Raw genomic sequence first — 15366 nt, forward strand, 5'->3', positions numbered from 1 at the left:
GAACAACCCGTGAAGCTTGGAGCTTCACAGGTTGTGGCAGGAACATTTAGCGCTCTGAACGTTTCCCTTGCTTATTCAATGAGGCAAGTCTGCTCTTATCCTCGGTCAACAGTTCTTCAGCCAACTCCACACCTTGAGGACCTAGCCAGTCCTGAGCTTGCTGAATCGCCTGCTCAGTATGTGCCAGGCGGTTCTCAGCCTGTGCCAAAGTCTGTTCTGTTGGATGACTAAGTGCCTGAGAGACAGAGAAATGAAGCTTGCCCAAAGAATTTTTGGCTTGAGTTACATTGTCATTCGCTTGCAGACTGGAATCGGGTTGTTTCATAAATGAAATACGCTCCCTTCTGAAATGCGCCTGTTCTCTTCTAGCATGGTTTGGGTGAAGTCATCTTATGCATTCTCAATATCTACTGGATAATGGATTGCATAAAGGACGTCATTTCATTACTCGCTTTATTCAGGCGCTCAATGACACCGCTGAATTCAGTGACCAATTCTGCTTGTGAGTGTGAAGAAGCAGAGATCGCTTCAATTTCTTGCTCCATTTGCTTAATGGACTTTTGAACATCACTCAGTGATTTTTCAATATTATGGGTTGCTTCTTTAGTGTTAACGGACAGTTTGCGTACTTCCGTAGCAACCACCCCAAAACCTGCCCCTTGCTCTCCTACACGCGCGGCTTCGATTGCCGCATTCAGCCCAAGCAGGTTCGTCTGCTCAGAAATCTCACGAATGAAGCCGGCAACCTTATTCACTTCTTGTGATTCTGTTACGGCTCTACGCGTATTATCTAATATTTGCTGCGAGGTTGCTGATAATTCCTGAGATTGGGCAGCTACGCTCTGCACCATCTCCATTAGATGACTGCTTATCTCATTAATCTCATCTGTGAATCCTTCAAGCTTATTCTCGTTCTCTAGTGTATAGGCAATGGCAAAAACCCCGATTACATCATCATCCGTTCCGTAGATAGGTACACATGTTGAGATTACAGGAGCTCCATAAATTTCTGCTGGGATTCGGTTAGAGCTTGCTATACCTTTCAGTCCATTTGAAAGCGACAGATCTTCAGGCGGGATAGGGTTACCCTTAACCAATCCGAGATCAATAACTTTACTCGGTGCGTAATAATGGAAGATCTCCCTGTCCGTGATTCCAATCATAATATCCTGCGAGTGAATCTTTTTGAAATAAGGTGCTGCGAGGACTAAGGCATCGATAATACTCATCTCTTCATCTCCCATATAAAAAAAATGTATATGTAGTTTTATCGTCACAATGGGTTATTAAATGAATATTGTCATAGTAGAGTAACAATCCCCGCGTATGATTTGTTTATGAATACTATTAGCAGACGACAATTTCTACAGAAAAGCGCTCAAGTAACTCTAGGCCTTCTTGGAACAGCTGGTGCATCCGGTATCTATTCACATTGGATCGAACCCTACTGGCTGGAAATCAAATACGTAGATATTACACTCCCTAGACTTTCTCCAGCCTTCGATAAATTTCGTATCGTTCATTTTAGCGATTTACATCAGGGGGTATATTCCAAGCCGCAAGCTTTAACGGAGCTAGCGCAACAAATTCAACAGGTAAAGCCAGATCTGATCTGCTTCACCGGCGATTTGTTAGATCATTCAGCCGATTATATTTCAGAAGCCGTAGCCTTGTGCTCTCAGTTGCGGGCTCCCTTTGGACAATTTGCCGTATTAGGCAATCATGATGCTTTTGGGACCAGAAAGGTTGTAACGAAAGGGCTAACACAATCGGGCTTCCACGTGCTCCATAATGAACATATCGTCCTAACCCAAGGTACGGACAAGCTCTATATTGCCGGAATAGATGATCCTTGGGTCGGAAAAGCAGACATCGCCCAAGCGCTGCTTCATATCCCGGAAGAGGCTTGCACAATTCTCCTTGCCCATGAACCTGATTTCGCCGATGACTTTTGCAAGCTGCCTATAGATCTGCAATTGTCTGGCCATAGTCACGGAGGCCAAGTGCGGCTTCCATTTGTCGGAGCTTTATATACCCCGCCTCACGGAAGTAAATATTCAAGTGGATTATATCAACTGCCCAACAGCCAACTTCAGGTCTATACCACTCGCGGGATAGGAGTAACTCGTATGCCTGTTCGTTTTAATTGTCGCCCCGAGCTCACCGTAATTACTTTACATTCTTAATGCTAGTGTCTTAATCGTACAAAATGGTTAAAAAGTATATACCTTTTGCATATCTATGCAACAACACTGTAACCGTCTTTGTAATCAAATCTATTTGGGACCTAGGTATAATTGTAGGAGTGATAGAGGAAAAAATATCATATTGCAACTACATAAGCCCATCCTTGGGAAGGAGAGATTAAGTTATGAATAAAAGTATGAAATGGACCTCAGCCATCTTGGCTGCTGGAGTATTGCTTGGAGGGTCGGGACTAGTAGGAGGAACCTCAGTTCAAGCCGCAGCTACCGGAGGAAGTACAGTAAAACAAGCCGCACAGCAACCCTCTGTAGTGCTTAAATATAAAGGCCAGACCTTATCGCAGCAAGCGAAAATAGTAAACGGCAACACCATGATCCCTTTAACTGTACTACGGGATGCTTTTGGCCTCTCCATTAACTATAATGCAAGCACCAAAACTTATAGTGTAGGCAGCGATTCCATGAAGCTGGACATGGAGGTCTCAGATTACGGTGTTAGTACAACCCTGAATGGCTATTACATTTATAGCATGACCGGCAGTCATGATGTGAAGGTCATCAACGACCGGATTTATGTTCCGTTCAAACTCTTGTCTGACTATTTAGGAGTGCAAGGCGTTTATAATCCTTCATTGAAATCACTTGATCTAAGTAAAAAAGTAATGAATGACATCAAAATCACCTCTGAAACCTTAGATAAGAGCAATAAAAATGCTAGTATCAAAGTACAGTATCCCAAAATCAGTGGCTTAACGGATGAAGTGCAGACTAAGATTAATGCGATCTTCAAAAAGCAAGCTGAACAATTCGTCGCAGAGAGTGAAGAACAGGCTAGCCGTAGAGATGGTACTATAGAGAATAAATATGACTTCTCTCAAACTTTTGTTGTCTCCTTTAACCGTGAAGGGGTTCTGAGCATCGTGACTGATCAATATGGCTATACTGGTGGAGCTCATGGTGGAGCCCTTCGTGAAGGATTTACCTTCTCGCTGAAAGACGGCAAACCAATTGAACTTAAGGACCTGCTGAAGGCAGAGCCAAACTACAAACAAAAATTAGATAAAATGTTGAAGGAAAGCACCAAGGAGCTAGCTTTTCCAGATACACCTGGCGGACTAACAGAAAAACCAAACTTCTACGTTTCCGAGAGTGGCCTTGCAATCTTCTACCAACAGTACGAAATTGCCCCTTATGCGGCTGGAATTCCTACGTACACCTTTAATTTCAGTTCAATATTACCAAAGGGAACTAACCCATTCGCTGCCTTCAAATAAACTTCTATTGTAAAAAAGAGCGTCACAGTCATTAGGACTGGGACGCTCTTTTGGTTTTACAGCTTAGGCTTCCAAACTTCCAGCCGGGCCGAAGAATTCATAATGAATTCTGTCTTCAGCCACCTTCCATTCCTTAAGAGCCTTATATATCGCCTTCATAAAAGGAGTCGGTCCGCAGAAATAGAATTCAGAGTTTACGTCTGTTACTTCTTGCAACCAAGCTAGATCAATATAACCTGTTTTATGGAACGTATCTCCTTCACTTGGAGTTTCATAACATACATAGGATCGTAGGGTAGGATGGGACTGCTCCAAATCCGCCACCATTTCTTTCATAGCATGCAAGCTTCCATTGATGGCTGCATGAATGTACGTTACCTCTCGTTCTGGCTGCGTAGCAATTAATGTCTCCAGCATACTTACCATAGGGGTTAGTCCAACCCCACCACTGATAAGAACCACTGGACGGTCACTATCTTTATTTAGTACGAAATCACCTGCTGGCGAGCTTACTTCCAATATAGCTCCCACTTGTACGACATCATGAAGGAAAGTAGATACGACTCCAGCCGGTTTATCCGGCCCTTCACCTTCCCGTTTAACTGTGATGCGGTAATACGACTGTCCCGGCGCACTGGACAAACTATAGTGGCGAACATGGGTGTATTCCTCGCCCTCAGGCTGAACACGAACCGTGATGTATTGACCCGGCAAGTAAGAAGCTATAGCCCCTCCATCCTCAGGAGAAAGGTAGAAGGAAGTAATAAGTTCACTTTCTTTAACCTTCTTAGTAACCACAAAGTTTCTAAATCCACTCCAACCCCCGGGAATTTCGGCAGCTTCACGATACTTCTCTGCTTCGACACCAATAAAGGCATCTGCAATCACGCCATACGCCTTTGCCCAAGCATCAATAATTTCCGGCGTCGCCGCATCGCCAAGTACTTGCCCAATAGCAGCTAACAAAGTCTCACCTACGATGGGATAATGTTCAGGTAATACTCCCAATGCCCGATGTTTCTCCGCAATCTGTTTTACCACAGGCAAAATATTTCCCAGCTGATCAATATTCATTGCCGCCGCGAGTACGGCGTTAGCAAGTGCAGTCTGCTGTTTACCTTCCCGTTGGTTGGCATGATTAAATATATTTAGTAACTCCGGATGATTTTCAAATAACATGCCATAGAAAGTAGTTGTGATGGTCTTCCCATGAACCTGCAATACGGGCACCGTTGATTTTATGATTTCAATGGTTTGTTGATCTAACATCTAAATACCCTCTTTCCTGCAATAAATTAATTCCTCTATAAAAAGCATATAGAAGCTGCACATGCCGGAGTGTGCGTTCAATCACACGGGAAATTGAAAAAATGTGAACGATTCAACAATTGCAATGATATCCATCACAATAATGCACCCGAAATCAAAAAAAACTATCCAAGCAGCCATAATAGCTTCCGGGATAGCTTTTTATCTTATTATTTTGACAGCTCCACAAAACCTTCTCCGAATACATCTCTTACATCGTGGATGGTAATAAACGCCTCTTTATCAATGGATTTGACGATTTTCTTAAGCATAGTCACTTCCTGCTTGCTAATCACAATATACAGCAGCTCTTTAGGTGTCTTGGTATAGTACCCACGGCCATATATTACTGTGACGCCTCTATCCATAATTCCATTAACCTGTTCAGCAATTTTGTCCTGCTCTTGGGATACAATCGTTACAGCCTTCTTAGGGTTCACTCCCTCAATAATAAAGTCCATTATCTTAGTGGCTACATAGAGCATCACGATCGTAAACATCAGACTTTGTACTCCAATGATGAAATACGAAGCGAACACCACAATTAAATCGACGAGCAGTAGCGCGTAACTAACATTCCAGTCCAAATATTTATGTAGAATTCTGGCGATGATGGTTGACCCTGCAGTCGTTCCACCCACTCGTATAATTAGCCCGATACCCACACCTGAGAAGATACCCCCGAATATTGCATTAATTATCAACTCATCGCTGCCAATATTCCAATTTTTCGTAAGAATCAGGAATAACGAATTGAAAAACACCGCAATAATCGTGTATACCGTCGTAGTTTTGTCTAGAAATTTGTACCCCACAATTAATAATAAAGCGTTAAGAATCAAACTAACAATACCGGGTGACCACTGATACAAATAGTAAGTAATCATAGTCAGTCCCGTGACCCCGCCTTCACCGAACTCGTTCGGAATCACAAACAAATTAACGGCCAAGGAGAATAACAAAGCTCCTACAATGATGGAAACAATATCCGAAATACGCTTTTTCATACCATGCCCCTTCTACCCTAGATCTATATCCACAAATACTAACACCGCTTTGATATAGATGCAATCCATCCGAAAGAAGTCAACAGTCTATAGATACAGTAACCAGCCACCCCGCCGCCAGTGTTCAAAATAAGATCATCCACATCAAAGGTGCCGATATACAATACTAATTGTGTGAATTCAAAACAGAAGCTCAGCGCCAGCGAGAGGAAGAAAACTCTTCGAAACAGCCTTACTTTTTGCGATAACAGCATGGGCACCAAGATCCCAAACGGAATAAAGGCCAACAAATTCCCTACTAAATTAATCGATGAAAAAGGATCTGAAAGCGACAGATCGTCCATCCCCCGGGAGATCTCCTTAAAAGGGATATAGTTGCCTCGCCGATTAAAAATCCGGTCTGGATGTTCAAACATACGTCCCGCTTGCTCCCAAAGCGATAATAAGTTCACCGGTGCACCTTTAAATAAAATAATTCGGATTAAAAAATACATATAGACGATAAATATCGCTGCCAGCAAAAGGTTTATAGCAGACTTTTTTTTCGGCTCTTTAGTCATTAATATGTAGTAACAATTATGCCATCCATGTTATCGCCTGACGTCATATATTGCCCTTCCTGTGGAATTTTGATCGTAGTGTATTTGGATACCGGAAAATAACTTACTGTATAAGCTTTGCCGTCTACTGTTGTTGAAATCTCTTTGTTCTCTTTCAAGAAATCCAAATATTGTTCTAGCACAAGCCCCTTCTCATGAATAATGGCGCTGTGCGGCAACCCTACATAACGGAAATGCCAGGGTTCATATTTTATCCCCGTAATCTCGGTTTTGTCTTTCGGATAGCGAAGAATAAAGCCGTATTTCCAGGCATTTTTTTGCAGCCATTTCCCTTCAGGCGCTTTACTCATTTCTGATTGGGACGACCCGATATCCAGAGATAATCCTAAATTATGTTCACTATATTGCGCCGGTAAAGCATAGTCCGAACCTTTTTCCTGATATAATTTCTCTTGCTCTTCAAAGTCCCTGTACCCGCTGCTAATTAAAAAATGATTCACACCCTCTTTTTCGGCAGCTTTGACCATCTTATTGAATTTATGCGCTACACTTTCAGACAAACGAATCGAGGTATCCAGCAGCCCATAACCCTGCACCAGATCCGCCTGCTCATATAAGGTCACGATATCAGACTTCACACTATCCTCATGTACCGGGTATTGTTTGTTCACCAGCAACAAATCCCCTTGATACACTTGATCTTGTGTTACTACCTCTAAGCTATTGTTATTTCTAATAGATTCTTTGCGAATCTTATCATCGTATCCTAAATTACCCGTATTCGGTAAATAACGAGCCGCTGCATACCCAAGCAACAACACAACCAACGCCAAAAAGCCCCACTTCTTCATCAGCAATGTCCTCCCATTTCCTTGATAGGAATAGAATAACGAAGACACTTTAAAGAAAAAGCAGGACAAATATAAAGTTTTTCTTAAAATAAATAAATCTCACTGGCTTTACCCATTAAAAGTATATCCAACGCCCCAGATCGTCTTAATGAATTTATTCTTATTGATGTCTTCACCGAGCTTTTTGCGCAAGGTACGGATATGCACCATGACCGTGTTCCCACTCTCATAATAAGCATCGCCCCATACCTGTTGAAAAATGTTTTCCGCACTAAACACCTGCTTAGGATGGCTGACCAATAAGTGCAAAATATCAAACTCTTTTGGAGTTAGCTCAATAACCTCACCATAAAGAGTAACCGTATGCTCATCCGGTGAAATCATCAATCCCCGAACCTCTAGCACCGATTTAGGTATGGCAGCGGGCTGACTGAATTGTATGGAGCGCCGCAACTGGGAATTGACCCGGGCGACCAGCTCCATTGGGTTAAACGGTTTGGTCATATAATCATCTGCGCCCATAACCAGTCCGGTGATTTTATCAAGATCGGAAGTTTTAGCACTCAGAAAAATAATCGGCAGATGATGATGCTCCCGAATATGGCGGGTGACCTCGTAACCATCCAGCCCCGGCATCATGATATCCAGAATCGCCAAATCTATCGTTTGCGACTCAATGGCTTGTACCGCTGCCCTTCCATCGGACACTTTGAGGATATGATACCCCTCTTTTTGCAAATGCAAGGCCACCAAGTCGGCAATTTCCGCCTCATCATCCGCAATTAAAATGGTGATGCGCTTCATCTATTTTTCACTCCTATAGGTTGTGCTGTACACTCTTCATCCATTATACCCTAAACTCAAAAACCACTCCTAGAAAGAAGTGGTTTCCGATTAAATCTATGATTTATATAGTCTATTTCCTTTTATTATAGCTGTCTAACAATAGCTCTAATGAAACCCCATTTACTGTGACGCCTGAAAGATTGCAGTCTCTTATATCTACATTCGAAAGATCACAATCTACAAAGGATGTTCCGTTCAGCTGGCATCGCTCAAACTTATTGCCTTTACCGTACAAATGAATATCGTGGAAATAAGCCTCCCCTAGTTCACTATTACTAACCTCTATTTCCCACAGCCCCACTTCATTAAACTTAACAGAATGCATATTGATGTCATTAAAGGTAGTACTGCTCATATTAATATTATCGAATCCGGTCCCCTCCATATTTACATTGGAGAAGTTTGTTTTATGCATATCAATATCATCAAATTCACTCTGGCCCATAGCCACACGACGAAAATTCGTTTCAGTCATTCTTTCATCCTGAAAGACTCTCTTCTTAAATTCGTCCTGTAATTTGTTTTCACTAAGATTATTATTCACTGTACTCAACATCTCCCTTTTTAAGATCGCTCTTGATCTGCGGAGTCTACTCTCAACAGCTTCGCTGGATAAATCAAGGAAATCGGCGATTTCCCTGACCTTGTAACTGTCGATATAGTAGAGAATTGTGACTATACGGTTAGCTTCTGATAGGGTGTTTAAGGCTTTCCACACATCTTGCTGGAGTTCTTTTCTGAGCAGCTGATCTTCGGTAGATTCTGGCTGCGGAACCTCCATTTTTTGCATGAATTCGTAAGCAGTTTTCTTTTTATTTGACCTAAACCAATCCATGCATTCCCGTGCAGTAACCGCATATAACCAACTGGCGAGTTTCTCAGGCTCCTTTAAGTTAGGTAATTTGCGATAGGTTTTAACAAAAACCTCTTGGGCAATGTCTTGTGCGGTATGAAAATCACCCAATTTACCATAAGCAACCCCGTATACTGCATTGGAATATTTGCCGATAAGTACACTGAATGCATCCATGTCACCTTTACACACCTTATCTACCAGTTCTGCGTCTGTACAAGTCACTATTTTCCTCCTTAACATCAAGCTCATAACATAGACGGAAAAGAGACTCAAAAACCGTCTTTATGCCTGCAAATAATTTTTAATGGAGAGGGGATTTCAACTTTTCTTCACCGTGATAATTATAGCCTAATTATTACCTAGCTAAAACAATCTGCGAGCCGTCACCAAACGTTTCTTCCACTTGTCACTTAAGGCTTCATAATGAACGCCAAGCTCCTTGGAGTACGTATGTAGGATCTGATTATTTCCCGCGTAAATCGCCACATGCCCAATATCGAGTCCTCGTGCACTGAAGAATAACAGGTCCCCTTTGCGCAGCTCGTTAATTCCAACCTCTTTGCCCTCTTTGGCCTGATTGTAAGAGACACGTGGCAGGTCAATTGCCAACACATCCTTAAATACATGTCCTACAAAAGAAGAACAGTCAAAGGTAGATGTCTGGTCAGTAGCAGCACCAAATTCATAAGGTGTTCCCAGATATTTTTCTCCGTAAGCAAGCAGCTCGCTTCCCTGCCGCTCTACAAGAGCCGTACTAGTATAATTGCTATATTTGGGTTTAGCAGATATATAGCCACTCTTGTTATCTTGTGTTCGCACTTCTAACCATAAAGCATCTACTTCTCTAAACACATGTACCTTATCTCCTGCTGACAACATTTGCTGCACCGTTGATTGGGCTGACGAGTCTGGCAAAGTTCGCAGGTTAACCCCATACAGAATTGTCGTATCGTAATCCAGTGCCGAGTAGATACGAACGGCGCGAGTAGTGGTATCCCACTTCACAGTGCTGCCCAAAGCTTCGCTGACAAAACGCAGTGGCATCATCGTATAACCGCCGGCAATCTGGCCGGGAACCGTTACACTTAAGGACTGGCCATTTTTATTCGCTGCCTGATCACCAATACGATAGGTCAGCACCAGGTCTCCCTTGGTTGCCTTAACGGTCTTGGTATCATTATTCCAAGTAATCTTTGCCCCCTGAGCTTCAAATAACTTGCGCATAGGGACTAGTACTGTATCGTTTACTAACAAGGGCTGAGCCCCCAATTGTAACTGTTGATCATCCAGATAGACGGCTGTAACCGGAGTCTGAGGCGTTGTCGCCGCATAGGCCGGAGCAGTATAGAGCATAGATGTAAGTAGTAAAAGTAACATAGCTTTCTTTTGAAATTTCATGATGTCATCACCTCGTTGATTGATATGTACACCTATTGTTACTAAAAAAAGGGTGATTAGTTTTGTTACAAATTTTGGGGTAAGCATCTACCTTCGGCATAAGCACCTAAAAAAAAGAGGACTACGATCACCTTTCGGTATCATAGTCCTCTTTTAAATATGCCTCATAGAGCCGGCTAGACAGGTTCCTCAACTTCAAAAATGGAATCAATAATGATCGGAAGATTATCCCTTACAGAAACAGCACCCAATACAGAACGAGCATGAACACCCTTGTCTCCGAACACCTCAAGCATTAAATCTGAACAACCATTAAGCACTTTATGATGTTCTTCAAAAAGGGGATCTGCATTAACGAAGCCTTGAATTTTGACTACTCTTTTCACTTTGTCCAAAGAACCTAAAGCTGTCTTCAGGACGGCAAGGATTTCTATACCCGTTAAACGTGCAAAATGGTAGCCTTCCTCGGTAGTGTAATCTTGTCCCAGCTTCCCTTTGGGATGGCCCGCTGGTCCTTTTCCCGACACAAAACATAAACCATTAACAATTACGTAGTTAGCGTATTTTGCCGCCGGTTCACTAGCCTCAGGCAGGACAACTCCTAATGCTTCGAGTCTGCTCGCTATAGTGTGCTCTGTCATATCCATCTCCCCCTCCATTATCAACAGCTTCAATAATTAAGTAAGATCATAGTTACTACTTAGCTTCAACCTCTGCTTCCCATCTCGATATCTCAGCGCGAACAATGGGTGCTACTTGGGTACCCAATAGCTCAATGGCTCTCATTACATCCTTATGAGGCATTGTGCCAAGCGGCACATGCAGCATAAAACGTGTGATGCCTACTTGCTTGCGCAGGTGAATGATTTTCTCAGCAACGGTCTCTGGGTCACCTACATACAAGGCACCTTCAAATCTACGCGCCGCATCATAGCTTGCACGGGTGTATTGACCCCATCCGCGTTCCCGGCCAATAACATTCATACTAGCTTGTGTAGAAGGGAAGAACATATCGGCAGCCTGCTGATTGTCCTCTGCAATGAAGCCGTGCGAGTGCGAAGCAACGGGCAGCTTCGATACATCATGTCCCGCTTGCGCTGCAGCCTTCTTATAGAGCTTCACGAGCGGAGCAAACTGTAGCGGACTGCCGCCAATGATAGCCAGCACAAGCGGTAACCCTAGTAGACCTGCACGAATTACGGATTCTGTATTTCCTCCGCTGCCAATCCATACTGGCAATGGATTCTGCACGGGACGCGGATAAATCCCCAGATTATTAATGGCAGGACGGTGCACGCCGCTCCAGGTTATTTTTTCGGATTCCCGTATTTTGAGCAGCAAGTCCAGCTTCTCATCGAACAGCTCATCATAATGATTCAAATCATACCCAAACAGCGGGAACGATTCAATAAAAGAACCCCGGCCTGCCATGATCTCTGCGCGTCCATTCGAGATTCCATCCAGGGTAGCGAAATCCTGAAACACACGTACGGGGTCATCAGAGGAAAGTACTGTAACCGCACTGGTTAGCCGAATCCGTGTCGTCTGTGAGGCCGCCGCAGCCAGTAAAACTGCTGGAGAAGACGCCGCATAATCTTTGCGATGATGTTCGCCCACGCCAAATATATCTAAACCCACCTGATCTGCAAGCACAATCTCCTCTACAACCTCGCGCAATCGCTGCGCATGACTTATCACTTCACCCGTCTGAACATCCGGTGTTGTTTCTACGAACGTGCTTATTCCTATTTCCACTTACAAATCCCCCTTAACTATAATTTCCTCTTTAAATTGTTTGTTTGATTATAACACAAGTTAAGGTTAAAAAAGCTAGTCATTCTGTCCAACCCCAGTTTCCCGGGAAACTCATCCTTAAAATTTGCAAAACCACGCTTACAAATAGAGGATTTTGAAGGAATATGTTGAAAGACTCTTAAACAAATAGCGGTTGTCGTAGAACAAATAATCATATGGCAAACGAATAAAATTCAAGGTAACATGAAAGAACTGTTAACCGGGTGGGAGAAGGTGTCACTGAAATGAATATCATGACATGGATTGATTTGTTATTATTTTTTGTTTTGTTCGCTTTGTTCATCTACATATTTGCGTCTGTAACTATCACTAACCTACATAAAGCATACTTAGTTTTTCATTTTACTATGATGTTATGGCCCTTCTGCCAATTCGCTATCAAAACGACCGACGATCCCAAGTTTCAATTGTTTTATGTAAAGCTCGCTTTTATCGACTCGGTTCTGTTAACGATTGGCTGGCTTCTGTTCACGGTACTACTCACCGGGAATTCACATCTTCTTCGAAAAAAGAACACATTGATCCTATACATTCTCGCAGCTTTGATCTTAGTAGGGGTGATCGCCAATCCAAACGGAAGTTTTGTTCTCCCTATGAACGGCGGATATATCGAAAGATATTATGGTCCGATTTTTTGGCTGCTTATTATCTTCTTAACCACCAGCGTAATGATTTCTCTGTATATCATCTATTCAGCGCTAGTCTCAAACACTACACAGCGGATCAAAAAACAGGTTGCTCATGTGCTCAAAGGGGTGCTGGTGCTAACGGTATTTATTTTATTGGATGTTTTTCTTAATGTGGTATTGCTTAAATCTGATCCAGTTATTCCAGGGCTGACCTCTCTGGGGATCTTAATCTCGGCAATCTTTTTCGTAATTGCTATCCATCGGGATAAAATATTTGATCTCGTAACCATCGCCCATCAGGATATCATTGACACCATTACAGAAGGAATTCTTGTACTGGATGATAGTGAGACTGTTGTAGAAATCAATCGCTCGCTTTTTCCAAAAATCCATCTGCAAATCGGTGCTCACTTTGACGTGTCGACCATCGCACCCATAGAGCAAACTTCCGGAGCTTTCGATTTATTCCTTCATACATACTTGAACCAGCCCATGGAGAGGACTGAGGTTGAACTATTCTACACCTCACTCGATGCATACATTAACATTACTGCGGCGCCGATTGTGGTAGGTGGAATCAGGGTTGGACGCATTCTCACTTTTCAGGACAGAAGCGAGCTGCATCGCCTCATAGCCGAGACCAATCACCAGAACGAGACCCTGCAAGAGCGTAATGCTGCATTAACTGAAATCCAGGATGAATTATCGCAGACTAACCAAAAACTTAAGCAGATGGCCATAACGGACAGCCTAACCGGTTGTTATAATCGTCATTACTTAACGCTGCACTTAGAGCATGAGATCATAGAAAATATGAAACTCAAGCAGCCTTTTGCTATCATCCTTCTGGATATCGACTTTTTCAAAACAGTGAATGATAATTACGGCCATTTAATCGGTGATGTCGTCATTTGCAGCACGGTAGAAGTAATTAAGAAAACGTTGAGGGAGACGGATGTTCTGGCGCGTTATGGCGGAGAAGAATTTATCATTTACTTACCAAATACAGATCAAACACAAGCAAACCACTTAGCAAAACATATCAAATCTATAATAGAAGCTAATAAAGTACATGTAGAGGATGTTGCTCATTCCCTCTCGATTACTGTTAGTATGGGACTGCTGTCCATTAGTAATTTTGCAGCACAATATACAGAAAGCCTGACCAATCAACTAAATGATTTATTCGAATCAGTGGACAAAGCCTTATATCAAGCAAAAAATGCCGGACGAAATCAGATTGTTGAGATTAATAGATAACGTTTAAAATAAAGAATCAGCCTACTTCTGTTGAAGTTAAGCTGATTTTTATTTTTTAGATCTTTTTAACAAACTCGGACTTTAATTTCATAGCTCCAAAACCATCGATTTTGCAATCAATATCATGATCTCCGTCCACTAAACGGATGTTTTTCACCTTTGTTCCTATCTTCAGAACGGATGAGCTTCCTTTTACTTTAAGGTCTTTAATAATAGTTATAGCATCTCCATCATTTAAAATATTTCCGTTGGCATCTCTGACAACCTTGTTCTCTTCACTGCTTTCAGCCTCTGTGTCGAGGCTCCACTCATGCGCACATTCCGGGCAGACGAGCAAACTACCATCTTCATAAGTGTATTCTGAATTACATTTCGGGCAATTTGGCAAAGTTGACATCAAAGTGTCCTCCATTCGTTAATGTAAATCTAGTTGTGGTTCCAGTGCATAGCCTCAAAAGTATATTTCATATTTGGTAAGGTTTCCACTAGATATCAGCAGTAAGTTTGTCTAGATTTCGACAGCGGACAGTAATTCTCAAATATTGTCTTGTATATTTTTTCCTAATTCAATAAGATGGAAATGTCGAATTTTTATGTAAATACATAGGAGAGTGAGTAATGATAAGTCGCAGAAGTGTTGCATTCGCCATTATTTTGTCATTAATTACATGTGGGCTCTATACAATCTATTGGTTTATTGTTCTAACCAATGAGGTAGGCGAACTGAGTGGAGACTATACATTTACAGGAGGAAAACATTTCCTTCTAACGTTGGTTACGTGCGGGATCTGGAGCTTCATTTGGGCCTATCAGGTAGGTAAACATATTGCTGAAGCTCAAAGACAGCGCGGCCAATACCCGTCAGATAATTCAGTGCTTTATGTGATCCTGACACTCTTTGGCCTGGGTATTGTCACGTATGCCTTGGTACAATCCGATGTTAATAAACTGGTATAAGTTTACGATTTATAAAAGGACACACCCTAAACTATTTTGGGGTGTGTCCTTAAGTCTCGTCGGCGTAGTATATCTCAAAGCATGGATACCCTTAACCAATATTAGTATCCCTTGTCCATTTCATGAATGGACTGGATTGTATTGCCCCGGATGTGGAGTCACAAGAGTTATTCTTTCCTTGCTGAAGTTCGACGTTATTCAAGCGTTTAGATTTAACCCGTTGCTGTTTATTTTAGCACCTCTGTATATGTTGTATTGGATTACTAATAAGAAGCAAATCCGGCCTCTTAGCCAGGCAATTATGGCTATAATGTTGATTCTGACCGTTACATTTGGAATACTGAGGAATCTCCCGCTGTTTGAATATTTGGCCCCGACAGTAATTCGTTAACAGCAACAAT

Annotated in this window: 17 protein-coding genes; 5 read left to right on the plus strand and 12 right to left on the minus strand. The window is 42.3% G+C overall.

Annotation, left to right across the window (positions count from 1 at the left end):
* Window positions 1-46: 46 nt before the first annotated feature.
* Both MHH50_RS29885 and MHH50_RS29890 read right to left on the minus strand, forming a co-directional pair.
* Complete coding sequence (locus tag MHH50_RS29885; protein WP_038573810.1) at window positions 47-325, minus strand: hypothetical protein; 279 nt, start codon at window positions 323-325, stop codon at window positions 47-49.
* An 82-nt stretch (window positions 326-407) separates the two neighbouring features.
* Window positions 408-1229 (minus strand): methyl-accepting chemotaxis protein, encoded by an 822-nt coding sequence (locus MHH50_RS29890; protein ID WP_036682244.1) that lies wholly within the window; start codon window positions 1227-1229, stop codon window positions 408-410.
* 108 nt (window positions 1230-1337) lie between these two features.
* Here MHH50_RS29890 and MHH50_RS29895 point away from each other — a divergent pair, with 108 nt between their 5' ends.
* Together MHH50_RS29895 and MHH50_RS29900 are read left to right on the plus strand one after the other, a co-directional pair.
* Entirely contained in the window at window positions 1338-2186 is an 849-nt protein-coding gene (locus tag MHH50_RS29895) for a metallophosphoesterase (protein ID WP_340033803.1), read from the plus strand.
* 185 nt (window positions 2187-2371) lie between these two features.
* The gene (locus tag MHH50_RS29900; protein WP_076278254.1) at window positions 2372-3478 is read left to right on the plus strand and encodes a DUF4163 domain-containing protein; all 1107 of its coding nucleotides are present in this window, start codon (window positions 2372-2374) and stop codon (window positions 3476-3478) included.
* A gap of 63 nt (window positions 3479-3541) precedes the next feature.
* Here MHH50_RS29900 and hmpA read toward each other — a convergent pair whose 3' ends face one another.
* From hmpA to MHH50_RS29945, 9 genes are all read right to left on the minus strand, one after another.
* Entirely contained in the window at window positions 3542-4747 is a 1206-nt protein-coding gene (gene hmpA, locus MHH50_RS29905) for an NO-inducible flavohemoprotein (protein ID WP_076181862.1), read from the minus strand.
* 209 nt (window positions 4748-4956) lie between these two features.
* Window positions 4957-5793, minus strand: coding sequence for a YitT family protein (locus MHH50_RS29910; RefSeq protein WP_036682251.1), 837 nt, complete (start codon window positions 5791-5793; stop codon window positions 4957-4959).
* 38 nt (window positions 5794-5831) lie between these two features.
* Window positions 5832-6353 (minus strand): VanZ family protein, encoded by a 522-nt coding sequence (locus tag MHH50_RS29915; protein ID WP_076124132.1) that lies wholly within the window; start codon window positions 6351-6353, stop codon window positions 5832-5834.
* The gene (locus tag MHH50_RS29920) at window positions 6353-7204 is read right to left on the minus strand and encodes a M15 family metallopeptidase (protein WP_076124134.1); all 852 of its coding nucleotides are present in this window, start codon (window positions 7202-7204) and stop codon (window positions 6353-6355) included. Before MHH50_RS29920 ends, MHH50_RS29915 begins: the two co-directional genes overlap by 1 nt.
* A gap of 108 nt (window positions 7205-7312) precedes the next feature.
* On the minus strand, window positions 7313-8008 hold the full coding sequence (locus tag MHH50_RS29925) for a response regulator transcription factor (RefSeq protein ID WP_076124136.1): 696 nt from the start codon (window positions 8006-8008) through the stop codon (window positions 7313-7315).
* Window positions 8009-8120: 112 nt separating this feature from the next.
* Window positions 8121-9128: a sigma-70 family RNA polymerase sigma factor gene (locus tag MHH50_RS29930; protein WP_076307566.1), complete on the minus strand. Its 1008-nt coding sequence runs from the start codon at window positions 9126-9128 to the stop codon at window positions 8121-8123.
* A 141-nt stretch (window positions 9129-9269) separates the two neighbouring features.
* Window positions 9270-10304 carry a stalk domain-containing protein gene (locus MHH50_RS29935; RefSeq protein ID WP_340033804.1) on the minus strand — a complete coding sequence of 345 codons (1035 nt, stop codon included), beginning with the start codon at window positions 10302-10304 and terminating at the stop codon, window positions 9270-9272.
* A gap of 176 nt (window positions 10305-10480) precedes the next feature.
* Window positions 10481-10945, minus strand: coding sequence for a RidA family protein (locus MHH50_RS29940; RefSeq protein ID WP_076132951.1), 465 nt, complete (start codon window positions 10943-10945; stop codon window positions 10481-10483).
* A gap of 55 nt (window positions 10946-11000) precedes the next feature.
* Complete coding sequence (locus MHH50_RS29945; RefSeq protein ID WP_076124143.1) at window positions 11001-12059, minus strand: LLM class flavin-dependent oxidoreductase; 1059 nt, start codon at window positions 12057-12059, stop codon at window positions 11001-11003.
* A gap of 284 nt (window positions 12060-12343) precedes the next feature.
* On the opposite strand from MHH50_RS29945, the gene MHH50_RS29950 reads away from it, so the two are divergent.
* Window positions 12344-14008: a diguanylate cyclase gene (locus MHH50_RS29950; protein ID WP_076124145.1), complete on the plus strand. Its 1665-nt coding sequence runs from the start codon at window positions 12344-12346 to the stop codon at window positions 14006-14008.
* A gap of 55 nt (window positions 14009-14063) precedes the next feature.
* Here the strand turns inward: MHH50_RS29950 and MHH50_RS29955 are convergent, their stop codons facing one another.
* The gene (locus MHH50_RS29955; RefSeq protein ID WP_036682263.1) at window positions 14064-14405 is read right to left on the minus strand and encodes a zinc ribbon domain-containing protein YjdM; all 342 of its coding nucleotides are present in this window, start codon (window positions 14403-14405) and stop codon (window positions 14064-14066) included.
* A gap of 221 nt (window positions 14406-14626) precedes the next feature.
* On the opposite strand from MHH50_RS29955, the gene MHH50_RS29960 reads away from it, so the two are divergent.
* Window positions 14627-14965, plus strand: coding sequence for a DUF4234 domain-containing protein (locus MHH50_RS29960; protein WP_051491231.1), 339 nt, complete (start codon window positions 14627-14629; stop codon window positions 14963-14965).
* On the plus strand, window positions 14946-15356 hold the full coding sequence (locus MHH50_RS29965; RefSeq protein WP_076124149.1) for a DUF2752 domain-containing protein: 411 nt from the start codon (window positions 14946-14948) through the stop codon (window positions 15354-15356). The genes MHH50_RS29960 and MHH50_RS29965 overlap by 20 nt, the downstream gene beginning before the upstream one ends.
* The last annotated feature ends 10 nt before the right edge of the window (window positions 15357-15366 follow it).

The organism is Paenibacillus sp. FSL H3-0302 (assembly GCF_037982245.1).
GTDB lineage: Bacteria > Bacillota > Bacilli > Paenibacillales > Paenibacillaceae > Paenibacillus_AQ > Paenibacillus_AQ odorifer.